The sequence below is a fragment of the Caldanaerobacter subterraneus genome (genome assembly GCF_004345675.1).
Lineage (GTDB): Bacteria > Bacillota > Thermoanaerobacteria > Thermoanaerobacterales > Thermoanaerobacteraceae > Thermoanaerobacter > Thermoanaerobacter subterraneus.
Map to the genome: position 1 here is coordinate 60,460 of NZ_SLWU01000007.1, position 22,905 is coordinate 83,364.

Consider the following 22,905-nt stretch of genomic DNA (forward strand, 5'->3'; position numbering starts at 1 on the left):
TAAAATGTCAATATCTAAAAACACATTAATTTTTCTAATAATTGTAATACCCTTATTATTTCTTCAAGCTTTATGGATTTTTATAGATGCAAAAAAACGTGGTGAAAAATACTACTGGGCATGGGGACTTTTCGGACTTCTAAATATACCTTCCTCTTTAATCATATACCTTTTTGTAACGAGGTATGGACATTTCAAATGCCCTAATTGTGGAAAAACAGTAAAAAATGATTACAAATTCTGCCCCTATTGCGGTGCTTCTTTAAAGAAAACATGCCCGAAATGTGGAACCGAAATAAAAGAGGATTGGACATACTGTCCCGAATGCTCAACAAAATTAAAATAATTTGAGGAGGGCAAAATCATGTTAAATAAATTAAGCAACCCTGAATTAATAAAACTCATTCTTCCTTTATTTATAATCCAATTGGGACTTACGGTATTTTCAATTTACAGACTTTCAAAAGACAAAGTTAAATATCTCCCAAAATGGGCGTGGCTTTTAATTATAATCTTTGGAGAGATACTAGGTTGCATTATATTTTTAACTATAGGCAGGGAGAGAGAATAGCATGATAAAAGTTTTTAATCTAACAAAAAAATATGGAAATTATGAAGTTTTAAAGGGAATAAGTTTTGAAATTGAAAAAGGAACCATATACGGCTTATTAGGGCGTAATGGCGCTGGCAAAACTACCACAATGAATATTTTAACAGGACTTATTGATTATAATAGGGGCGAGATATACATCAATGGCAAAATGTTAGACAAAAATAAAAGAAAACCACTTGAAGAAATAGGTTATTTGCCTGAAAGCCCTACTTTTTATACCTATATGACTGGAAGCGAATATCTTCTCTTTATAAGTAAAATAAGAGGTATTCCTTACAAAAAAGCTAAAAAAGAAATAGATAAACTCCTTGATCTAGTTAAATTAAAAGAAGCCGCTAATAAAAAAATACAAACTTATTCAAGAGGAATGAAACAAAAATTAGGACTTGCAGTAGCTCTTTTAGATAATCCTGAAATAATTTTTTTAGACGAACCAACATCCGCTTTAGATCCAGAAAGCAGATATGATATATTTAATCAAATTTTGGAAATGAAGAAAAATGGAAAGACGATTTTATTATCCACTCATATCCTGAGCGATGCAGAAAGAGTCTGTGATTATATCGGTATACTCGATAAAGGTAAAATTATTTTTTCAGGAAAAATCAAAGAATTAAAACAAAAATATGCTCTACCCATATACGATATTGTCTTCGAAAATTTGCCTCATAACATCAAAGAAAAGCTTAATAATGTAAAATGGATTGCTGACATTAAAATAAAAAATGATACTGTAAGTATTTACATAAATGACATTGAATTAGCAAAAAAGAATATCCTCAGTGAACTATCAAAGCTTGATATACCTGTTATTTCACTACAGCAAAGAGAAAATACACTTGAAGATATATTTATAAGGCTGGTGAAGCAAAATGAATACATTTAAAGCGTATTTAAAAAAAGAAATGCTAGAATCGTGGAGACAGTACAAGTATCTACTACTTTTTATTGGGATTATTCTCTTTGCCATACTCGACCCCATACTCCTTAAATTGCTTCCAGAAATACTTAAGAGTAAAATAAACGGTGATTTGGCTTCTCTAATACAAATCGACATAAAATCTGCTGTACAAAATTACATAAAAGACTTAAACCAAGTAACACTACTTATAGTACTTTTAACTCTAATGGGAAGTTTAAGTGACGAAATATCTTCACAAAAACTCATTTTTCCATATTCTAAAGGCGCCAACTTATCTTCTATAGTAATTGCGAAAATACTCCATTACGCAGTTACAATATCAATTTTTATAATATTCGGTTTTATCATAAATTATTATTATGCAGTTACACTTTTTAGTGAAAACATCATCGCTTTTAAAAATGTATTGATATCAGCCGCATTAATTTCAATTTATTACTTTTTCGTTATAATATTACTCATGTTTTTAAGCAGCATTTTCAAAAAAGGCGTATTAGCCGCATTACTGGTATTAATGCTTCACATAATATCAGCGCTATTAGTAAATATTGATAAAATAGCCAAGTTCATTCCTTACAACCTTATCTCACTTGCAAATTCTTTTACTACAGAAAATATATTAACCACAATTTTTTCTGTGTTGCTATATTGTATAATCCTTTCTTTACTGACAATTAAAAATTATAAAAACAACACTTTTGCTTAGAAAAAACTAGGAAAAATCTTATTTATTCCTTTATTTAGATTCACCCCTTTTCCTTCTAGCGCGTATTATAAATAGAGCGTTAGGGAAAAGGGGTGAAAGTATATGGAATGGTTGATCATCCTCGGATTTGCAGTATCAGCCAGTATAGACAATTTTGGCGTAGGGATTTCATATGGCATAAGAAAAATACAAATAAACATTTTTTCAAACACAATAATAGCTGTAATCGCCTTCCTTTTTAGCCTCTCCGGAATACTTTTTGGCAAATGGCTGAATAAAATTCTTCCCGGGACTCTACCTGTAATAGTTGGAGCCTTCTTGCTTTTCATAATAGGCCTTAGAATTATTCTGATGGCTCTTCCTCGAAAAGGGGCAAATCCAATACCTTCAAAAGATTGTACTAACCCAAAATCTATAAAAAGCATTTTAGAAAATCCCGAAATTGCCGATTTAGACAAATCTGGAGAAATAAGTGTAGGTGAAGCCATCCTTTTAGGAATTGCTCTTTCTGCAAATGCTCTGACAAACGGTTTAGGAGCAGGGCTTTTAGGTTTTTCCCCTTTTACAATATCCTTTACTACAGCAATAGGAAGTTTTATATCGGTGTGGGGAAGAGTAAAACTAGGTTCAAAAGTTGCCAACATAAAGATTGGGTCTTTTACAATAGGACAATTTGGCACTGTAATAAGCGGAATAATTCTACTTATCATAGCCTATAAAGCGCTGTTTTAGCAATAACATATCTTTTGATTTGCGAATATAATGTAGTAGTCAAGTAAAAGCTAAGAGGTGATTATATGGAAACAGAAGCAATAGAAAATATACCAAGAGTCTGTCTCCCTCAGATAGGAGCTCCGGCTCCCGACTTTAAAGCCAACAGCACGTTTGGTCCTATTAAACTTTCCGATTACCGCGGAAAATGGGTAGTGCTTTTTTCTCACCCGGGGGATTTTACACCTGTATGTACTACAGAATTCATAGCCTTCACACAGGTTTATACTAGTTTTGTAGAAAGAAACGTACAGTTAATAGGCTTAAGCGTGGACAGCAATCCTTCTCATCTTGCTTGGGTTGAAAATATATATAAAACCACAGGTGTAGAAATTCCCTTCCCTATAATTGAAGACAAAGACATGAGAATTGCAAAACTATACGGAATGATATCTCCTGCAGAAACTTCTACAAGCGCTGTCAGAGCAGTATTTATAATAGATGATAAGCAAATACTCCGCCTCATCCTCTACTATCCGCTAGAAATAGGAAGAAATATACAGGAAATAATACGAATAATAGATGCTCTCCAAACAGTGGATAAATACAAAGTTTTGGCTCCTGCTAATTGGTATCCTGGAATGCCTGTAATTGTACCTCCTCCAAAAACTTATCCCGAACTTAAACAAAGGCTTAAAAACGTCGAAGGGTACACTTGCACAGACTGGTACTTGTGCTATAAAAAAGTTTAAGCCGGAAATCCGGCTTAAACTTTTTTACTTGTTCTGGAAGTCATACACCATAGTTCCTGTGTACAAAAGTCTTGACCCAAAAGAAAATTTAGGCAAACTTTTTGCATATGACAAAAGAGGTATTGTGATTACTAAAAAAAGAATCACAATCCACAAAATTATTCTCCTAAATTTTAACATCTTTATCCCCCTTGCCATCCCCATTGTACCATATATATTCCTTTATTTCAATGAATATATATTTCTATATGTACCAGCGTATATATGAAATTGCCATAAAATAAAAACCCCTCCGAAGGGGTTAAGAGGGGATAATTTTAATATACACTTTTCTTCTTCGCGGCCCATCAAATTCGCAAAAATAAATTCCCTGCCAAGTTCCCAAGACAAGCTCACCGTTTTCTATAAGCACAGTTACAGAACTCCCTACCAATGAAGCTTTTATATGAGCATCAGAATTTCCTTCAAGGTGCTTAAAAGAAATATTGGGTATTATTTTGTCAAGAGCAGATAAAATATCTTCTTTTACTGTTGGGTCTGCATTTTCATTTATTGTAATGCCAGCTGTTGTATGGGGCACAAAAACTACACAAATTCCTTCTTTTACTCCTGATTTTTTAACTTCTTCTTCCACCTCTTTTGTAATATCTATCATGACTTCTCTCAATGGTGTATTTATATACACACTCTGCATCCAGATACGCCTCCTTTATCTACCAATTAAATTTATTGCATTTTTTATTATTGAAGGAAGAACTGCCTTTATAAACTAAAAAGGGACAAGCAGTATAAGACTGCCTATCCCTTTAAATTTTACTCCACAGTAACAGATTTTGCAAGGTTCCTCGGTTTATCCACGTCACAGCCTTTTTCTACAGCCATGTAATATGCCAGAAGCTGGAGAGGGACCACTGTCAACACAGGAGTGAGTTCTTTTAAGGTGTCGGGGATGTATATGACTTTGTCCACTACTCCTTCCAGCTGCAGGTTTCCTTGCTTTGCAAAAGCAACCACATATCCTCCTCTGGCCTTTACCTCTTTTATATTGCTCAACATTTTTTCGAAGAGGTCATCCTGTGTAGCCAGTGCAATTATCAAAGTACCTTCTTCTACCAATGCTAACGTTCCGTGCTTTAACTCTCCAGCTGGGTATGCTTCTGAGTGGATGTAAGATATCTCTTTGAGCTTTAAAGACCCTTCCATGGCAACAGCGTAATCCAGACCTCTACCAATATAGAATACGTCTTTCACATTGTAATGTTCAGAGGCAAATTTTTGTATCACTTCTTTGTTGTCCAAGAGGTATTGAACTTTGTCAGGTAGTTTTTTAAGTTCAGAGATAATCTCTACAACCTTTGTACTGCTCATAGTCCCCTTCTTTAAGGCAAAGTCCAGCGCAATTAGGTATAAAGCTATGAGCTGTGTAGTATAAGCTTTTGTAGATGCAACGGCTATTTCAGGTCCTGCCCAAGTATACAAGACTTCATCTGCTTCCCTTGATACAGAACTTCCTACCACATTTGTTATAGCTATGACTCTCGAGCCTTTCCTTTTAGCTTCTTTTAATGCAGCAATTGTGTCAGCCGTCTCCCCTGACTGGCTTATAACAATTGTGAGAATTCTTTCATTCACAATCGGATTCCTGTATCTAAACTCAGAAGCCACATCTACCTCAACAGGTATTCGTGCAAAACTCTCTATCACGTATTTCCCTACAACTCCTGCGTGATATGCAGTTCCACAAGCTACTATAAAGATTTTTTCTATTTTTTCAAGGTCTTCCTTTGTGATGTTTATATTGTCAAGGACTATCTGGGAATCGTTAATTATCCTTCCCCTCAAAGTATCTTTTATTGCGGCAGGCTGCTCATGAATCTCTTTTATCATGAAGTGCTCATAGCCGCCCTTTTCAGCTGCTTCTACGTCCCATTTCACTTCAAAGAGAGATTTGCCTATCTTCCTTCCAAAAACATCTATAAATTCTACACTGTCTTTTTTGATTATGGCAATTTCGTGGTCATCGAGGAAATATACATTTCTTGTGTATTTTAAAATTGCAGGTATATCTGAAGCAATGAAATTCTCACCATTTCCTATACCTACTATAAGAGGAGCTTCTTTTCTTGCTGCTACTATCATATCCGGATTGTCCTTGCACAAAACCCCCAGAGCATAAGACCCCTCAATCCTATCCAGCACTTTTCTAAGCGCTTCAACTATATCGCCATTGTAGTAATATTCGAGTAAGTTTGCAACCACTTCCGTATCTGTTTCTGATATAAAATTATAACCCTCTTCTATCAGCCATTTCTTCAGAGGAAGATAGTTTTCAATAATCCCGTTGTGAACAACTGCAATTAAGCCTGACTGGGATAAGTGAGGATGCGAATTGGTATCAGAAGGTTCTCCGTGGGTTGCCCATCTGGTATGCCCTATACCTATTGTACCTTCCATATGGTCTTTTTCAACCAGTTCTCTTAAGACATTGAGCCTTCCTTTAGCTTTCTTTATATTTATATTGCCATTGTGTAAAATGGCAATTCCTGCCGAATCATATCCCCTATACTCTAATCTTGTCAAACCTTCCAGCAGTATAGGTGTTGCTTGTTTATCTCCTATATATCCTACAATCCCACACATATTGCGTCTCCTCTCACTGTGAGTTTATAAAATTTTCCTGCCCGGACTGCTCTATGCCACAGTCGCCTGTGGTTTTACCAGTCCTCTAACGGTCGCAGGAAGACCGCAGGGCACCCGCCGATGTCTCGATAAACCCTGCCCTCGTCAACTTAAAGCCTTAAGGCTTTAAGTCCAGGCGCTTCTAAATTAAAGCTTACATTAAATCTCGACTCTACATCTTCCTCTATAGGCATCCCTCCTTTCAAAAAATCAGTTCAATTTTCTTTCTATCAAATCAGCCAGCTCTTTTGCCATCTGGCTGATTTTAGCGTAATCTTCACCCTCTACCATAACTCTTATGAGAGGTTCTGTGCCAGATGGTCTTATGAGAACTCTTCCTTTCCCTTCCATTTCTTTTTCTAGCTTTTCAATTTCTCTCTTTATGTCTTCATCTTCTAGATATTTTTCTTTAAGCTCATTTTTCACTTTGGCATTTACAAGTACCTGAGGATAGGTAGTCATGCAAGAAGCAAGTTCAGACAGTTTTTTACCTGTATGTTTCATTATTGAACAAAGTTTTAAAGCTGTTATCTCTCCATCTCCTGTAGTATTGTCATCTATGAAAATTATATGTCCTGACTGTTCTCCTCCAATAGAATATCCACCTTTTATCATTTCCTCTAATACATATCTATCTCCTACCTTTGTCCTTATAAGCTTAATTCCATGCTCCTTTAAAGCAATTTCAAATCCTATGTTACTCATGACTGTCGCTACCACAGTATTGTGTTTTAATTTCCCTTTGCTTTTCATATCAATAGCACATATAGCCATTATATGGTCTCCGTCTACTATATTCCCTTTTTCGTCAACTGCAATTAATCTGTCCGCATCTCCATCAAAAGCAAGCCCCAGGTCCGCTTTATGTTCTACTACAAGCTGCTGCAATTTCTCAGGGTGCGTGGATCCACAGCCTACATTGATTTTTTCTCCTAAAGGCTCTGCCGCATAAGCAATTACCTCTGCTCCTAATTCTTTAAACAAAATAGGAGCTACTGTGCTGCTTGCCCCATAAGCACAGTCAATCACTATTTTAAGCCCTTTTAAGTCTGTATCAATGGTAGACTTTAAAAATTCTATATAATCCCTGTGAGAAGTCAAGCTTTCTTTTCTTCTGCCTATTCCAATGCCAGTAGGAACAGGAAGTTCTTTTTTTTCATTTATAATTTCCTCTATCCTGTCTTCCAGCTTATCAGGCAATTTGTAGCCAAACTTATCAAAGAATTTTATTCCATTATACTCAATCGGATTGTGAGAAGCTGAAATCATAACTCCAGCATCTGCCTTATATAGCCTAGTCAAATAAGCTACTGCCGGCGTAGGAATTATTCCTACACTTACCACTTCTGCTCCAAGAGATGTAAGCCCAGCAATAAGAGCACATTCCAACATATCGCTTGAAATCCTGCTGTCCTTTCCCACCACAACCTTTGGCCTGTGACTTCCCTCTGTAAGGACATAAGCTCCTGCCCGCCCCAACTCAAAAGCCAGTTGTGGAGTTAATTCCTTGTTCGCTATTCCCCTCACACCGTCAGTCCCAAAAAGCCTTCCCATTCTCTATCCCCTTTCTGTAAAACGTACGATAATATTTTATCACAGTTGTCTTTATTGTGCAAAAAAACCTTTTTTATTCTGCAAGCATTTCCTTCATTCTGGCTTTTATTTTTTCTTTTAATTCTGCAATTTCTGCTTTTATATCTTTATTCAAATCAGGGGAGATAGGTTCTCCTACTTTAACTTTTATTTTCCCTCTCAATTTAGGTACATACTTCCCTAAAGGCAAAACTTCCTTTGTGCCCTGAACGACTACAGGCACAAGAGGTTTACCCGATTTATAAGCAAGGTACATGGCACCTTCATAAATTTTTTCTATAACTCCTTTAGGAGATATGCCTCCTTCTGGAAATATGCCAATTGAATACCCTTCCTTTAATCTCTCCAAAGCCTTTTTTATGGCTTTTAAGTCAGCTGACTCCTTTTTAATAGGTATCGCTTTATCTATCAAAAGAAAAGGTTTCAAAAGATAAATATTAAAAAATTCCGAGCTTGCTAAAAATATAATTGGCGTTTTGATGGCACATGCTACTGCTACAGGGTCAAGCAAACTTTGATGATTTGAAACAAAAATGTAAGGGCCCTTTGAGAGGTTACCATCTCTTTCCACTTTAAAGGAGTAAAATATCTTGAGAAGTGCAATTCCAATCAGTCGCAAGACTCTGTAGAGTAAAAACATTCCCTTCTCTCCCTTTGGATTTTTCAATTACTATTATACATCTCCTGTGAAATAATAAAAAGGGGCTTTGCCCCCTTAATTTAGTTCAAGCCCCTTTCTAAAAGCCTGTATGTTAAGGTCTATATATTTTTTAGGTACATTGTTTCTTATCACTTCTTCCCAGTCAATGTTCATAAGCCCCAAGTGTTTTACTAAAACTCCTAAAAGCACTATATTCTGGGCCCTCACATTCCCGAGGCCTTCAGCTATTTTATCAGCCTCCACTGCAATTGTGTGGGCATTGCTCTTTAGTATTTCCAACAAATCCTTTGGATATTCTTCTTTCCCTATTAATACTGAGAGAGGAGGAATCTCAACTGTATTTACAATCACCGTGCCGCCTTTTTTGAGGTAATTGAGCCACCTTACAGCTTCCATTTTTTCGAAGGCCACTATTACATCAGCAGCTCCCATCTCAATCACCGGCGAATAGACTTTTTCCCCAAACCTTATCTGTGTGTTGACACTTCCTCCCCTCTGGGACATTCCATGCACTTCTGACATTTTGACATCATAGCCACTTTTAAGTAATCCTTCTGACAGTACATTGCTCGCAAGAATTGTGCCCTGACCTCCTACCCCTACCATCAATACGCTTTTTACCTCTGCCATTTTATTTCACCTCGCCCCTATGTGAAACACATTCTATCGCATCAAAAGGACATACCTGCTGGCAAACAGTGCAGCCCGTGCACTGGTCAGGGTCTATGCTGAAAATGCCATCTTTTTTACTTATAGCTGGGCATCCTATTCTAAGGCACATGCCACATTTTTTGCATTTTTCCTGGTCTATCTTGCATTCTCCCTGCGGCTTAGGAGGAATCAAGGCACATGGGCCTTTCGCTATTATAACCATCGTATCATCTGTATTCATAGCTTCATCTACGGCATCTTCTATTTCCTTTAATTTAAACGGATTTACTACTCTTACCCTCTTTACTCCTATAGCTTCGCTCAATTTAGCTATATCTATTTCAGGCGCATCTTCTCCCATCAATGTCTTTCCTGTACCGGGGTTGTGCTGGTGTCCTGTCATAGCAGTTATGCGGTTATCGAGTATTATAGGAACAGCATTGCCTTTGTTGTAGACAATATCAATAAGCCCTGTGATACCAGAGTGGAAGAAGGTGGAGTCACCAATTACGCTGAAGATTTTTTGCTTTCTGCCACTGTGTTCAATAGCTTTCTGGAAGCCGTGAGAACCTGAAATGCTAGCCCCCATGCATATGCAGGTATCTATAGCTTCCAATGGCGGCGCTGCTCCCAGAGTATAACAGCCTATGTCCCCTAAAACAGGAACTCTTTTCTTTCTTAAAACGTAGAATACTCCCCTGTGAGGGCATCCCGCACAAAGCATAGGAGGTCTGCCTGGTACTTTAACCTCCACTGATACATGAGGAAGCTCTTCTTTTTTTATTGCCTTTCTTATAATGCCAGGATTTAATTCTCCAATCCTGGGAATCAATTCTTTTCCTATTACTTCAATGCCCAAAGCCCTGACATGCTCTTCTATATAAGGTTCCAGCTCTTCTACTACGTACAATTTTTTTACACTTTCAGCAAACTTTCTTATAAGCTTTGAAGGAAGAGGATAAGTCATTCCCAGTTTTAAAACAGATACTTCGTCTCCAAAGACTTCTTTTACGTAAAGATAGCTTATGCCACTTGTTATTATGCCTATATCCCTTCCGCCCCACTCAATTCTATTTATTTCAATTTTTTCAGTCAGTTCCTCTAAGACTTTTAATCTCTCTTCTACTACCACATGTCTTTTTTGAGCATTTGCAGGAACCATAACGTACTTCGGAATGTCTTTTTTATAAGGCTTCATTTCAACAGGCTTTCTTTCTCCTAATTCCACAACTCCTTTACCGTGAGCAACCCTAGTGGTGAGCCTTAAAAGCACAGGTGTGTCATACTTTTCGCTTATATCCAGGGCGATACCAACAAAGTCTTTGCATTCCTGACTGTCTGAAGGCTCTAGCATAGGGATTTTGGCAAATTTAGCGTAATATCTGTTGTCCTGCTCATTCTGAGAAGAGTGCATACCTGGGTCATCAGCAGTTACGATCACACAGCCACCGTTTACTCCTGTATAAGCAAAAGTAAAAAGCGGATCTGCGGCCACATTAAGCCCCACATGTTTCATGGCAGCAAGGCTTCTAGCACCAGCTATAGAAGCTCCAATAGCCGCTTCTACTGCGACTTTTTCATTGGGAGCCCACTCAGAGTAGATTTCTTTGTACTGGGCTATATTTTCCAGTATTTCTGTGCTAGGAGTCCCTGGATACGCAGCAGCAAAAGTAACTCCATACTCGTAGGCACCCCTTGCTACCGCTTCATCTCCTAACATTACTTTTTTCATCTATTTCCCCCCAAAATCTAATTTTTAAATAGAGACACTGCAAGCCAAAGCTATAGAATTTAACTTGTCTTCATGAGAATCAGCTCTGGAAACCAATACAATAGGCGCTTTAGCTCCCACCACAATTCCCGCACTTCTAGCTTTCGCAAAGTAAGTAAAGCTTTTCCCTAAAGCGTTGCCGACTTCTATAAAAGGCACAAGCAAAATATCAGCATCCCCTGCAACCTCACTCTTTACCCCTTTGTGTTCTGCCGCTTCTTTGCTTACAGCAAGGTCAAAAGCTAAAGGCCCATCTACTATGCCTTCTATCTCTCCCTTTTGATTTAGCTCTTTTAACTTTGCAGCCTCAACAGTTGATGGCATTTTGGGATTTACTACTTCTACAGCAGAAAGACAAGCAGTCTTTGGATTTTCTATACCCAAAGTTTTTGCCACTTTGATGGCATTTTTCAATATCGCAACTTTCTCCTCTAGAGTTGGACTTATGTTCATTCCTCCATCTGTCAAAAGAAGCAATTTGTGATATGCTGGAATTTCATACACCATCACATGGCTTAAAAGTCCCTCTCCTCTTATACCAGTTTCACTGTCAAGCACAGCTTTTAAAAGAGTAGCAGTAGGTACAAGTCCTTTCATGACAAAAGAAGCTCTGCCTTCTCTTACTTCCAAAACTGCTTTTTTACACTTTTCTGCTTCGTCCTTTTCATCTATTATTTCATAACCCTCAAGGAATATGTTAGCTTCCTTTGAAATTTTAATAATTTTTTCTTTATCTCCTACTAAAACAGGAATACCTATTCCTTCTTTTTTAGCGGCATCACAGGCTAAAAGCACTTCCACATCCTCTGCTCCAGCAACGCTAAACTTTTTATTTGCCCCTCTTGCTTTTTCAAAAATTTCACTGAGCTTCTTCAAATTCCCACCCCTTTGCTAGAATAAGCCTTTAGGCAGGGGAAGTCCCCTGCCTAAAATACTCTATTTTGTGGAAACCATGTTTCTTATCAATTCTGCTCCTTTTTCCAGAGCTTTCTCGTTGATAGCCATCATATGTTCTTTCCCTTTTCCAAAGACTTCCGGCAAAGCCTTAAGAACTGTTTCCATCTTTACAACCTTTGTAGCTTCCACAAATGCTCCGAGCATCACCATGTTGGCCACTTTCAGATTGCCTAGCTCGCTTGCAATCTCATTAGCAGGCACTTCATAAACCTCTATATCTTTTCTCTGGGGCTTCCTATCTACCAGAGAAGTGTTCACAAAAAGTTTTCCCCCAGGTACTACATAGGACTCGTATTTGTCCAAGGAAGGTCTGTTCATCACTACCACAGAAGTAGCTTCTATAATTACGGGTGAACCCACTTCATCGTCAGAAACAGTAACGTTACAGTTAGCTGTACCGCCTCTCATCTCAGGTCCGTAGGAAGGAGTCCATGAGACATTTTTTCCTTCTAACATTCCAGCATAGGTTATTATGAGCCCCATTGTAAGGACTCCTTGCCCTCCAAAACCAGCAAAAATTATTCTTTCTTCCATTTTATTTAACCTCCTCTAAGGTGTTCTTGTAAACACCTAACGGATAATAAGGTTCCATATGGTCTTTCACCCATTTTAAAGCCTCTACAGGAGTCATTCCCCAGTTAGTAGGGCAGGTAGAAAGCACTTCCACCAGTGAAAATCCCTTGTTCTGAATCTGAGCCAAGAATGCGTTCTTTATAGCCTTCTTTGCCTGCATGATGTGTTTTACATCATACACAGCCACTCTCTCTATATAAGCTGCGCCATCTAAAGTTGAGAGCATTTCACTCACTCTTATTGGATAACCGTTTACCTCTGGCTTTCTGCCGTATGGAGTAGTGGTAGTCCTCTGTCCTACCAATGTCGTAGGAGCCATCTGCCCTCCTGTCATTCCATAATTGGCATTATTCACAAAAATAACTGTTATTTTCTCTCCTCTGGCAGCGGCGTGAACTATTTCTGCTGTACCAATTGCTGCTAGGTCTCCATCCCCTTGATAGGTAAACACCACTTTGTCGGGATGAACTCTCTTTATTCCAGTAGCAACAGCTGGAGCTCTCCCGTGAGCTGCCTGCTGCATGTCGCAGTTGAAAAATTCATATGCAAACACAGAACACCCTACTGAGGCAACCCCTATCGCTTTATCCAAAACCCCCAATTCTTCCATTGCTTCAGCCACTAACCTGTGAATTATCCCGTGAGTACAGCCCGGACAATAGGAAAAAGGAACATCTGTCAATCCCTTTGTTTTTTCAAATACCACTGCCATTTATCTTGCACCTCCTGCAATCTGTTTAATTTTCTCAAGCATTACGGAAGGCTCTGGTATCATTCCTGCAGGTCTTCCGTAGAAGTGTACAGGCTTCTTGCACTCAGTAGCCAGTTGAACATCTTCTACCATCTGTCCCATACTCATCTCAACTACCAGATAACCTTTTACCTGATCTACTGTCTTTTTGAAAGGTTCCTTCGGGAAAGGCCACAAGGAAATCGGCCTTATGAGCCCTACTTTATACCCTTCGCGCCTTGCAATGTTCATCACGTTTTTAGCAACCCTTGCCATAGTACCGTAAGCAACTAAAATAACTTCTGCGTCATCACAGTTGACCATCTCATATCTTACTTCATTCTGCTCGGCTCTTTTATATTTCTCAAAAAGCACGTAATTGTGCTTTTCTAAAACAGGTGGGTCAATATAAAGGGAATTTATCACATTCCTGTGTTCCCTGTTTCCTCTTCCTGTAGTCGCCCATGTCTTTTCAGGAAGATTTCTTCTCGTCTTTTTCACGTTGTCAAAATCAACTGGTTCCATCATCTGTCCCAGCATACCATCTCCGAGAATTACAACGGGATTCCTGTAGTCATCCGCTATGTCAAATGCCTCTTGCACGAGGTCTGCCATCTCTTGAATGGTAGAAGGTGCAAGAACTATTAACTTGTAGTCTCCATGTCCACCACCTTTTACAGACTGAAAATAGTCACTCTGTGCTCCCTGAATATTTCCAAGTCCAGGACCGCCTCTCATTATATTGACTATCACACAAGGTATCTGAGCGCCGGCTAGATATGAAATTCCCTCCTGCATAAGGCTAAGTCCAGGTCCGCTGGTAGAAGTCATAACGCGAGCTCCTGCTCCACCTGCGCCGTAAACCATGTTTATAGCAGACACTTCGCTCTCTGCCTGCAAAAATACTCCGCCAACCTCCGGCATTCTCTTTGACATGTACTCTGTGACTTCGTTCTGCGGAGTTATGGGGTATCCAAAATAATACCTACACCCCGCCTGAATAGCAGCTTCTGCCATAGCTTCATTACCCTTCATTAAAACCTTTGCCATCTTCTCTCCCCTCCATTTACTTTATAACTGTTATCACCACATCAGGGCACATCATAGCGCAAAAGCCACAAGCTATACATTTGTCCATGTTTTCTGGTTTTATAGTGGCAGGATGATACCCTTTTGTGTTTATCTTGCTCAAGTCCATCTCAATTATCTTTTTGGGACAAGCATTTACACAGAGCTCACAGCCCTTGCACAAATCCTCGTTGAAAATAACCTTTGCCACATAAATTCCTCCTCTCACATTTTATCCCATGGAGTTTTCATATAAAGGTCTAAAGGAAAGACAGGATAATCAATCTGCGGAAGAAGATTTACCAGGTCTCTTTTTACAGTTACCATTTTTATAGGAATGCCTGTCTTACTAGAGACCTCTTCCACAACCTCTAATCCTTTCAAGACATCATCAACTGTCGTCTCATAAGACATATGAGTATTGTTCACTAAATGGGTCACCTTAATCTTTGAAGCCTCTTCTATCGCCTTTAAATACCTAATGACTGAATCAGCATCTTTTGTAAAGGGTCTGTTTACATTCACTACCAACAAGACTTCGGGGTCCTGTTCATATATTATGTGCCTGTACTGCCCCAGAGGCATTGCCCCTACATCATCTCCTCCCACGTCAAACACAGCATGTTTTTCTGTGCTGTATAAGGCACCATAGACAGTGCGCGAAATCACCGGGACATCAGCATTTACGTACTTCTCCTCAACTCCTACTACCTTAATTCCCCATTTTTCTAAAAGCTCTTTCCTCACTTCTCTCGACCTAAAATAGGGATTCACTACATCCAAATCGACAATCTCAACTTCTTTTCCCATTTGCCTGATGTAAACAGCATAGTTTATCGAAATCTCAGTCTTACCACTGCCGTAGTGCCCTACTACAATCGTCAGCCTTTTAAAATCCATCTGACCTCATCCTTTAACTGTATGTTTTTGGATTCTCTTCGCCTGTCAAAACCCTGTATGCTCCCTCTGCCAAAGCCAGCATTTCGTCCTCTCCAGGGTATACATACACAGGCGCTATAAACTCCACCCTTTCCCTTATCCTCCTCACAAAATCCTCATTATGAGCAATTCCGCCAGTAATCCCTATGGCATCCACTTTCCCTTTTAAAACGACAGCCATTGACCCTATTTCTTTTGCCGTCTGATACGCCATGGCGTCCAAAATGAGTTCAGCATTTTTATCCCCATTCTCAATCATTTTGTAAACTTCTCTCACATCATTTGTACCCAAATGTGCCACTATTCCGCCTTTTCCTATAAGCTTTTTCTTCATCTCCTCAAAAGTGTACTTCCCACTGTAGCAAAGTTTGACTAGATCTAGAACAGGTAACCCCCCTGCCCTTTCGGGGGAAAATGGCCCTTCTCCGTTTAGAGCGTCATTCACGTCTATTACCCTTCCTTTTCTATGGGCACCTACTGAAATACCACCCCCAAGGTGCGCTATTATAAGGTTTACCTCATCGTACCTTTTGCCCAAATCAGATGCCAAGCGGCGAGCAATTGCCTTTTGGTTTAAGGCGTGGAAAATGCTCTGTTTCTCAATCTCCGGCAAACCAGTAATTCTCGCTACATCTTCAAGCTCATCTACCACTACAGGGTCCACTATATAGGCAGGGATGTTGTGCTCTTTTGCCAAAGTGTAGGCGATAATAGCTCCCAAATTAGAAGCGTGTTCACCTCTTTCAGCCTTTTTCAAATCTTCCAGCATTTTTTCATTCACAATGTAGGTCCCACTCTCTATGGGCTTTAAAAGTCCTCCTCTTCCTACAATTGCATCAATTTGAGATAGAGAAATACCTTTTTCTTTCAACATATCAAGGATAGCTTGTGTCCTGAATTCAAACTGGTCAATTATTCTCTTGTATTTGCTCAATTCCTCTGTCGAATGCCTCAAAGTCTCTGTAAAGACAGGCTCTTTGTCCCTAAAAACTGCCACTTTCGTTGAAGTAGAACCAGGGTTTATTACTAAAATTAAAGCCAACCCCATCCCTCCACCTCTAATACTATTATAGTACACATGGCTTCTTTATCCAAATCTGAGGAAAGGCAAGGAATTCTTGCCTTTCCTCAGATTAACATTATCTTACGATATAGTTGTCTTTTACAGCAGCTATAGTCTTTATTCTCTCTTCTGCTACCCTGTCAGCTGCCACATAGGTGGGAACATTTTCCTTTTTAGCCTTTTCAATGACCTTTTTCACTGTATCGTATATCATGGAGACTTTCCTCATAGCCCTTTCCCTGTTGTAGCCTGAAGGATTGAGCTCATCAGCTACGTTTATAACTCCACCGGCATTTATTATATAGTCAGGAACATAGAGAATTCCCTTTTGCTGGAGGATATCTCCGTGACTTTCTTCCTTCAACTGGTTATTAGCTGAACCAGCGACAATCTTGCATTTAAGCTGCGGTATTGTCTCATCATTTATTATGGCACCTAGTGCGCAAGGAGCAAATATATCGCACTCCACGCCATATATTTCATCTGGTTTTACATACTCTGCTCCAAACTCTTCCACAGCTCTTTTTGCATTTTCTTCAAATATATCTGTCACAATGAGCTTAGCACCTGCCTCATAGAGATATTTAGCAAGGTGATATCCCACATTTCCTATGCCCTGAATTGCAACGACTTTACCTCTCAAATCTGAAGTGCCAAAAATTTCTTCAGCAGCTGCCTGCATCCCCCTGTAAACTCCATAGGCTGTGAAAGGTGATGGGTCTCCACTCGTCTCAGGAAGCCCTGCTACGTATTTTGTCTCATACCTTATATACTCCATGTCTTTCACGTTTGTCCCCACATCTTCAGCAGTGATGTACCTTCCCTTCAAAGATTCTACATACCTTCCAAAGCTTCTAAACAAAGCTTCTGATTTGTCAGTCCTTGGATTCCCTATTATTACAGCTTTTCCTCCGCCTAGATTAAGTCCTGCAGCAGCGTTTTTGTACGTCATGCCTCTTGCAAGTCTTAAAGCATCATTTATAGCGTCTTCCTCTGAATCATAAGTCCACATCCTGCAACCGCCCAAAGCAGGCCCCAAAGTAGTGTCGTGAATGGCGATGATGGCTTTAAGCCCTGATGTTTTGTCATAGCAGAGCACTACATTCTCGTAATCATATTTCTCCATTATTTTGAAAATCTCCATAAAATCTCCTCCCTGTTTTTATTTTTTTAATTCTTAAATTATTTCAAAATGTAATTCGTCTTTATTGCAGCAATCGCTTTAATTCTGTCCTCTGCTACTCTATCAGCAGCTTTGTAGGTGGGTATGTTTTCTTCTTTTGACTTTTTAATTACGCTCTTTATCGTGTCGTATATCATGGAAGCCTTCCTCAAAGCCCTTTCCCTGTTGTAGCCTGAGGGTTCTAACTCATCAGCCACGTTTATAACTCCGCCCGCGTTTATTATATAGTCAGGCACGTAAAGAATACCTTTTTCCTGCAGTATGTCCCCATGCCTTTCTTCTTTCAATTGATTGTTGGCAGAACCTGCTATGATTTTGCACTTGAGCTGCGGTATTGTTTCATCGTTTATGACTCCGCCCAATGCGCAAGGAGCAAAAATATCGCAGTCTACTCCGTATATTTCCTCTGGCTTCACATATTCTGCTCCGAAGTCTTCCACAACCCTCTTTACATTATCTTCAAATATATCAGTGACAATTATTTTCGCTCCAGCTTCATTAAGATATTTAGCAAGAGTATAGCCAACTTTTCCAACACCCTGTATGGCTACTTTTTTGCCTTTTAAGTCGGAAGTCCCAAACACTTCTTCAGCAGCTGCCTGCATACCTCTGTACACTCCGTAAGCAGTGACAGGCGACGGGTCTCCGCTGGTCTCAGCAAGGCCAACCACGTGCTTTGTCTCATACCTCATGTATTCAACGTCCTGGACAGTGATCCCCACGTCCTCACCTGTTATAAAGCGTCCTTTCAGAGCTTCTATATACCTTCCAAAACTTCTAAAGAGGGCTTCTGATTTATCTTTTCTAGGATCGCCTATTATTACTGCCTTCCCTCCTCCGTAGTTTAAGCCTGCGGCAGCGTTTTTATATGTCATTCCCCTTGCAAGCCTTAAAGCATCTTCCAGAGCCTCTTCCTCTGTATTGTACATCCACATCCTAGTTCCGCCAAGAGCTGGGCCTAAAGTTGTATCGTGAATTACAATTATTGCTTTTAAACCCGACGCTTTATCATGACAAAAAATTACGTTTTCATAATCCTTGACTTCCATCCGCTCAAAAATTTTCATAAATAACCCCCCAGTAAATTTTTTAAACATTAGAAGCGAGAGAAGCCAGCATTATGGAATTAAATTTTGCATCGCTGGAATCAGCTCTTGAAGTCAGTACAATAGGCTTCTTTGCACCCATTATTATTCCTGCTATCTTTCTTTGAGCTATATAAGTAATAGCCTTATAAAGTATATTCCCTGCTTCTATATCAGGAACTACCAGTATGTCAGCATTTCCAGCAACAGGACTCACTATGCCTTTATGGCGGGCAGCCTCAACAGACAGAGCATTATCTAAAGCCAACGGTCCATCTATTATAGCCCCTTTTATTTGCCCTCTTTCGCTCATCTTTGACAGTATAGCCGCATCAAGTGTTGCCTGCATATCTGGGTTTACAGTTTCTACAGCTCCCAATATAGCGACTCTTGGCGCATCAATTCCAATCTGCCTTGCAACATCTATAGCATTCAAAATTATGTCTATCTTGACTTTTAAGTCCGGTGCAATGTTCATTGCCGCATCTGTAAGAAGTATAAGCCTGTTGTAGGGCGACTCAAACACAGCTACATGGCTTAAAGTCCTGCCTGTCCTCAGACCTATTTCTTTATCCAGAACTACCCTCAGTATTTCTGCTGTCTGCACAAGTCCCTTCATCAGTATATCAGCTTTGCCTTCGCTCACAAGCCTCACTGCTTCGCGGCAGGCATCTAAGTTGCTTTTCGCCTCGACTATTTCATGGTCTTTCAAAGACATCCCTATAGAGGAAGCAATTCTTTCAATCTTTTCCTTGTCTCCAACCAAAATAGCCCTCACTATTCCCTTTTCATGAGCCTCTTTAATCGCTTCCAACACATCTTCATCAGCTGCCTGAGCCACAGCTATAACTTTTGGCGGCAAATTTTTCACATGCTCGTAAAGTTCAGCAAAGGTCCTCATACCAACACCCCATCAGCCATAAATTTTTGGAGTTTCCTGCCCTCTTAACACTCTTAAAGCTCCATCTCTTAAAGCCTCCATCTCGTCTCCACCGGGATATAAAGTGATTGGAGCGATAAAGCCTACCATGTCAATTATTATCTCTATCAAGGGTTTGGAATAAGCAAGCCCCCCAGTTAAAATAATTGTCTTAACATCTCCTTTTAACACCGCAGCCATCCTGCCAATCTCTTTCGCAATCTGATAAGCCATAGCTTCAAAAACTAGCTTAGCTTTTTTATCCCCAGCTTCTATTCTTTTTACCACTTCTCTGGCATCGTTGGTACCAAGATGCGCCACGAGTCCTCCCATTCCGACAATTTTTTTCTTCATCTCTTCCAAAGTGTATTTTCCTGAATAACACATCTCTACGACCTTCATGGAAGGCAAACTTCCAGTCCTCTCAGGTGAAAAAGGCCCCATTTGATTTGCATTGTTTACATCAACAATCCTACCTCCCTTTATAGCTGCTACAGAAATTCCTCCTCCCATGTGAGCCACAATCATATTAAGTTCCTCTTCTTTTAAATTGTTTTCCCTCGCATACCTGTGTATGCAGGCTTTAATGTTTAGAGCATGAGATTGGCTCTTTCTGGGAAGCTCTGGGAGACCTGAAATTCTCGCCACATCTTCCATTTCGTCTACTGCCACAGGGTCGAGAGTATAAACAGGTATCCCGTATGGGTCTGCCAGAGCCCTTCCAATTATTCCGCCTAGATTTGAAGGATGTTCCCCTCCTACCCCTTTTCTTAAATCTTCCAGCATAATATCGTTTACAACGTAGGTACCACTTTGGACTGGCTTTATCAAACCACCCCTCACCACAATAGCAGATAATTCCAGAACTTTAATGCCATTCTCACTTAGCCATTTGTTTATCGCTTCTAACCTCAAATCCAACTGCTCAATCACACTTTTATAGTTCTTGAGAGTTTCTACATCATGGGTGATGTCAGAACGCACTATTTCCTTCTCGTCTTCATAAAGAGCTACTTTGGTGGAAGTAGAACCTGGATTGATGACCAATACCTTGAACAACAGGCTTCACCCGCCCTTTCGCCAAACATTTTTTGAGTGTCTTAAAAAATTTTTATCCTTACAATATTTTAATTCTACACATTTGTCAAAAATCCTTCTTTTTGATTAAAATTTTTTTATAACAACTTTATATTTTGTGGAATTGATAGATTTTTGGAAAAATTGATAGGCGGGGAACTCCCGCCTACTGAATTGTCACACTAACTTTTTCAGGGCGAATTTTAATTATATTGACATTCAGCTTAGTATTTACATTAACTGTCAGAGTATAATTACCAGGAGATAAATTTGAAGCATCGACGTAAGCCGTGAAATCTGTAGAAGTAGCTCCTGCAACAACACTTTCAGGCCCTGAAATTGTAACAACTACTTCTGGATTCTGGACTGTTACACTCTTACCCTCTGCCCCTTTCACTTCTACATTGGTTATAGTCACATCTTTTGTAGCCAATTTTTGTATATCTATATATACTTTAGCAGTTATGTCACTCTTTACAAGCTTTACTCCATCAGGCAAATCAAAAGGCACCGTCTCAGTGACAGGTCCTGTCAGACCCGTTATATCTATCTGTTTTGTGCTTATGGACTTTATGGTATTAAGGACATCCTCATCTCCAGTGATGTATACATACTCTGGAAGAACATTTACAGAAGCAACTACATAGCCCTCCTGAGGTTTGCCAAATATTTTAGGAGTCACTGGAACTCTTATTGATTTGTTTACCGGAATGTAAACTTCCACAAGATTTGGTGTAACTGTAACCCCTTTTATCTCCTTGCCTTCCCTATCTACAGCCACAGCTGGGACAGATATCTTAATATCCTCTTTTTTGTAGGAGACATTCACCTGTGCAATCACATTTTTTACAAGATTTACTTTGCTCTCTGGTCCTACCACCATCACTTCGCCAGGAGTCGGAACCGCCGGCTGCATAGCATATCCATCCATCACATTTCCCACTATCTTTACCGTAACAGGCATCTGAATTTTGGCAATAGTGTCCACATCTACTTTTATCTCGGGAGGAATTACAGAAACTAAAGAGACATTTTTGGGAAGCCCCTCTATCCTCACAGGGATTACATTTATTCCTTTAGAGGTCACACGGCTCAAATCCGCATAAGCACTTATATTTTGAGCGGCTATGTTTAATACGTCGCTTCTTCTCCCTCTCACCTTCACATTCACCGTATATCCCTTTTCCTCAAGCAAAGTCAAACCCTTTTTCTCAAGAGTATCCACATTTACTAACTTTACAGGGACATTGCTAATCTCATAAGGAATTTCCGGATTTTCTTCCCCCATCACATAAAGCCATAATAAAAAAGCCAGTATCAGCGACAGGAGCTTTATAGTAAAATTTTTAGTCAGCATGTTTGTTCCCCCATTTTCTCCAAACAGGCTTCTTATTTTCCTTCACGTCCAAAATGCTAGACAAAACCTCTTTTAAAGTCTTCGGGTCCAGATGGCGAGAAAGCCTTCCGTTTTGAGCAAGTGAAATAATGCCTGTTTCTTCAGACACAATTATGGCAATGGCATCAGAAATTTCTGTAACGCCTAAACCAGCCCTGTGCCTTGTCCCCAGTTCACTGCTCAAATTCTGGTTGTCCGTAAGAGGCAGAAAACATCCCGCTGCCATAATCCTGTCTCCTCTTATAATAACTGCTCCATCGTGCAAGGGAGTATTTGGAATAAAAGTATTTATCAGAAGCTCACTGGAAATTTTAGAATCCATCGCTATTCCAGTCTCAATTATCTCATTAAGCCCTGTCTCCCTTTCAATCACAATAAGAGCTCCTATTTTAGACCTGGAAAGGTACTGAACCGCATCGCATATTTCCCCTATTACCTCAGACATGTCCTTCTCGTCCTCATTGAAAAAGAAAAAATTCTTTCCTAAAAAGCCGCTCCTACCCAAAGACTCCAGCCCTCTTCTGAGCTCAGGCTGAAACACAATCAAAAGAGCAATGACTCCGACAGTCATAGCATTTCTCAAGATGTAATTCACTGTTCGAAGCTGTAACCACTCACTTAATTTTGTAATTATTATCAAAACAGCAAGCCCTTTCAAAAGTTGCTCCGCTCTTGTCTTGTGGATGACAAGTATAAGCCGGTAAAGGACATAGGCTATTATCAATATATCCACTATATCGTTAATCCTCATTGTCTTGATTATATCTATAAGTCCAGTGAACAAAAAATTCACCTCACAAAGCTTTTGTAATGAGCTACTCATATTAATTATACAACAAATTTGGATAAAAAATAA

At 39.5% G+C, this 22,905-nt stretch carries 26 protein-coding genes; 6 read left to right on the plus strand and 20 right to left on the minus strand.

Annotated features, from left to right (window positions below):
- Nucleotides 1–4 precede the first annotated feature (4 nt).
- From EV203_RS04545 to EV203_RS04570, 6 genes are all read left to right on the plus strand, one after another.
- Complete coding sequence (locus EV203_RS04545) at nucleotides 5–346, plus strand: zinc ribbon domain-containing protein (RefSeq protein WP_011026266.1); 342 nt, start codon at nucleotides 5–7, stop codon at nucleotides 344–346.
- An 18-nt stretch (nucleotides 347–364) separates the two neighbouring features.
- Nucleotides 365–571: a PLDc N-terminal domain-containing protein gene (locus tag EV203_RS04550; protein WP_011026267.1), complete on the plus strand. Its 207-nt coding sequence runs from the start codon at nucleotides 365–367 to the stop codon at nucleotides 569–571.
- Nucleotide 572: 1 nt separating this feature from the next.
- Nucleotides 573–1,499, plus strand: a complete 927-nt coding sequence (locus EV203_RS04555) for an ABC transporter ATP-binding protein (RefSeq protein ID WP_132039351.1) — start codon at nucleotides 573–575, stop codon at nucleotides 1,497–1,499.
- A gap of 19 nt (nucleotides 1,500–1,518) precedes the next feature.
- Nucleotides 1,519–2,241, plus strand: a complete 723-nt coding sequence (locus EV203_RS04560; RefSeq protein WP_243700579.1) for an ABC transporter permease — start codon at nucleotides 1,519–1,521, stop codon at nucleotides 2,239–2,241.
- A 102-nt stretch (nucleotides 2,242–2,343) separates the two neighbouring features.
- The gene (gene ytaF, locus EV203_RS04565; protein ID WP_132039355.1) at nucleotides 2,344–2,973 is read left to right on the plus strand and encodes a sporulation membrane protein YtaF; all 630 of its coding nucleotides are present in this window, start codon (nucleotides 2,344–2,346) and stop codon (nucleotides 2,971–2,973) included.
- Between the two features lie 65 nt (nucleotides 2,974–3,038).
- Nucleotides 3,039–3,704 carry a peroxiredoxin gene (locus EV203_RS04570; protein ID WP_009610659.1) on the plus strand — a complete coding sequence of 222 codons (666 nt, stop codon included), beginning with the start codon at nucleotides 3,039–3,041 and terminating at the stop codon, nucleotides 3,702–3,704.
- Nucleotides 3,705–3,728: 24 nt separating this feature from the next.
- Here EV203_RS04570 and EV203_RS13370 read toward each other — a convergent pair whose 3' ends face one another.
- The 20 genes from EV203_RS13370 to cdaA form a co-directional block, all read right to left on the minus strand.
- Nucleotides 3,729–3,884, minus strand: coding sequence for a hypothetical protein (locus EV203_RS13370; protein ID WP_157795015.1), 156 nt, complete (start codon nucleotides 3,882–3,884; stop codon nucleotides 3,729–3,731).
- 121 nt (nucleotides 3,885–4,005) lie between these two features.
- Nucleotides 4,006–4,398 carry a secondary thiamine-phosphate synthase enzyme YjbQ gene (locus tag EV203_RS04575; protein WP_011026270.1) on the minus strand — a complete coding sequence of 131 codons (393 nt, stop codon included), beginning with the start codon at nucleotides 4,396–4,398 and terminating at the stop codon, nucleotides 4,006–4,008.
- Between the two features lie 119 nt (nucleotides 4,399–4,517).
- Nucleotides 4,518–6,344 carry a glutamine--fructose-6-phosphate transaminase (isomerizing) gene (gene glmS / locus EV203_RS04580; RefSeq protein ID WP_046159935.1) on the minus strand — a complete coding sequence of 609 codons (1,827 nt, stop codon included), beginning with the start codon at nucleotides 6,342–6,344 and terminating at the stop codon, nucleotides 4,518–4,520.
- Between the two features lie 249 nt (nucleotides 6,345–6,593).
- The gene (gene glmM, locus EV203_RS04585) at nucleotides 6,594–7,937 is read right to left on the minus strand and encodes a phosphoglucosamine mutase (protein ID WP_009611243.1); all 1,344 of its coding nucleotides are present in this window, start codon (nucleotides 7,935–7,937) and stop codon (nucleotides 6,594–6,596) included.
- 73 nt (nucleotides 7,938–8,010) lie between these two features.
- Nucleotides 8,011–8,616, minus strand: a complete 606-nt coding sequence (locus EV203_RS04590) for a lysophospholipid acyltransferase family protein (RefSeq protein WP_132039357.1) — start codon at nucleotides 8,614–8,616, stop codon at nucleotides 8,011–8,013.
- Nucleotides 8,617–8,691: 75 nt separating this feature from the next.
- Nucleotides 8,692–9,267, minus strand: a complete 576-nt coding sequence (locus EV203_RS04595; RefSeq protein ID WP_009611239.1) for an indolepyruvate oxidoreductase subunit beta — start codon at nucleotides 9,265–9,267, stop codon at nucleotides 8,692–8,694.
- Nucleotide 9,268: 1 nt separating this feature from the next.
- Nucleotides 9,269–11,020, minus strand: a complete 1,752-nt coding sequence (gene iorA / locus EV203_RS04600; RefSeq protein ID WP_009611238.1) for an indolepyruvate ferredoxin oxidoreductase subunit alpha — start codon at nucleotides 11,018–11,020, stop codon at nucleotides 9,269–9,271.
- A 24-nt stretch (nucleotides 11,021–11,044) separates the two neighbouring features.
- Entirely contained in the window at nucleotides 11,045–11,935 is an 891-nt protein-coding gene (locus tag EV203_RS04605; protein ID WP_132039359.1) for a bifunctional enoyl-CoA hydratase/phosphate acetyltransferase, read from the minus strand.
- A 60-nt stretch (nucleotides 11,936–11,995) separates the two neighbouring features.
- The gene (locus EV203_RS04610) at nucleotides 11,996–12,550 is read right to left on the minus strand and encodes a 2-oxoacid:acceptor oxidoreductase family protein (RefSeq protein WP_009611237.1); all 555 of its coding nucleotides are present in this window, start codon (nucleotides 12,548–12,550) and stop codon (nucleotides 11,996–11,998) included.
- A 1-nt stretch (nucleotide 12,551) separates the two neighbouring features.
- Nucleotides 12,552–13,301: a thiamine pyrophosphate-dependent enzyme gene (locus tag EV203_RS04615; protein WP_022587965.1), complete on the minus strand. Its 750-nt coding sequence runs from the start codon at nucleotides 13,299–13,301 to the stop codon at nucleotides 12,552–12,554.
- Nucleotides 13,302–14,369 carry a 3-methyl-2-oxobutanoate dehydrogenase subunit VorB gene (locus EV203_RS04620; RefSeq protein WP_132039361.1) on the minus strand — a complete coding sequence of 356 codons (1,068 nt, stop codon included), beginning with the start codon at nucleotides 14,367–14,369 and terminating at the stop codon, nucleotides 13,302–13,304.
- Nucleotides 14,370–14,385: 16 nt separating this feature from the next.
- Entirely contained in the window at nucleotides 14,386–14,598 is a 213-nt protein-coding gene (locus EV203_RS04625) for a 4Fe-4S dicluster domain-containing protein (protein ID WP_011026275.1), read from the minus strand.
- Between the two features lie 14 nt (nucleotides 14,599–14,612).
- Nucleotides 14,613–15,287 (minus strand): nucleotide-binding protein, encoded by a 675-nt coding sequence (locus EV203_RS04630; RefSeq protein WP_132039363.1) that lies wholly within the window; start codon nucleotides 15,285–15,287, stop codon nucleotides 14,613–14,615.
- A gap of 13 nt (nucleotides 15,288–15,300) precedes the next feature.
- Complete coding sequence (gene buk / locus EV203_RS04635) at nucleotides 15,301–16,374, minus strand: butyrate kinase (protein ID WP_009610628.1); 1,074 nt, start codon at nucleotides 16,372–16,374, stop codon at nucleotides 15,301–15,303.
- 91 nt (nucleotides 16,375–16,465) lie between these two features.
- Nucleotides 16,466–17,533 carry a Glu/Leu/Phe/Val family dehydrogenase gene (locus EV203_RS04640; RefSeq protein ID WP_132039365.1) on the minus strand — a complete coding sequence of 356 codons (1,068 nt, stop codon included), beginning with the start codon at nucleotides 17,531–17,533 and terminating at the stop codon, nucleotides 16,466–16,468.
- Between the two features lie 38 nt (nucleotides 17,534–17,571).
- The gene (locus tag EV203_RS04645; RefSeq protein WP_011026276.1) at nucleotides 17,572–18,639 is read right to left on the minus strand and encodes a Glu/Leu/Phe/Val family dehydrogenase; all 1,068 of its coding nucleotides are present in this window, start codon (nucleotides 18,637–18,639) and stop codon (nucleotides 17,572–17,574) included.
- A gap of 22 nt (nucleotides 18,640–18,661) precedes the next feature.
- Entirely contained in the window at nucleotides 18,662–19,558 is an 897-nt protein-coding gene (ptb, locus tag EV203_RS04650; protein WP_009610630.1) for a phosphate butyryltransferase, read from the minus strand.
- 12 nt (nucleotides 19,559–19,570) lie between these two features.
- The gene (buk, locus tag EV203_RS04655; protein ID WP_009610633.1) at nucleotides 19,571–20,635 is read right to left on the minus strand and encodes a butyrate kinase; all 1,065 of its coding nucleotides are present in this window, start codon (nucleotides 20,633–20,635) and stop codon (nucleotides 19,571–19,573) included.
- A 184-nt stretch (nucleotides 20,636–20,819) separates the two neighbouring features.
- A complete protein-coding gene (locus EV203_RS04660; RefSeq protein ID WP_009610636.1) occupies nucleotides 20,820–22,010 on the minus strand; it encodes a CdaR family protein in 1,191 nt (396 codons plus the stop codon).
- Nucleotides 22,000–22,833 (minus strand): diadenylate cyclase CdaA, encoded by an 834-nt coding sequence (gene cdaA, locus EV203_RS04665; RefSeq protein ID WP_009610622.1) that lies wholly within the window; start codon nucleotides 22,831–22,833, stop codon nucleotides 22,000–22,002. The genes EV203_RS04660 and cdaA overlap by 11 nt, the downstream gene beginning before the upstream one ends.
- Nucleotides 22,834–22,905: the final 72 nt, after the last annotated feature.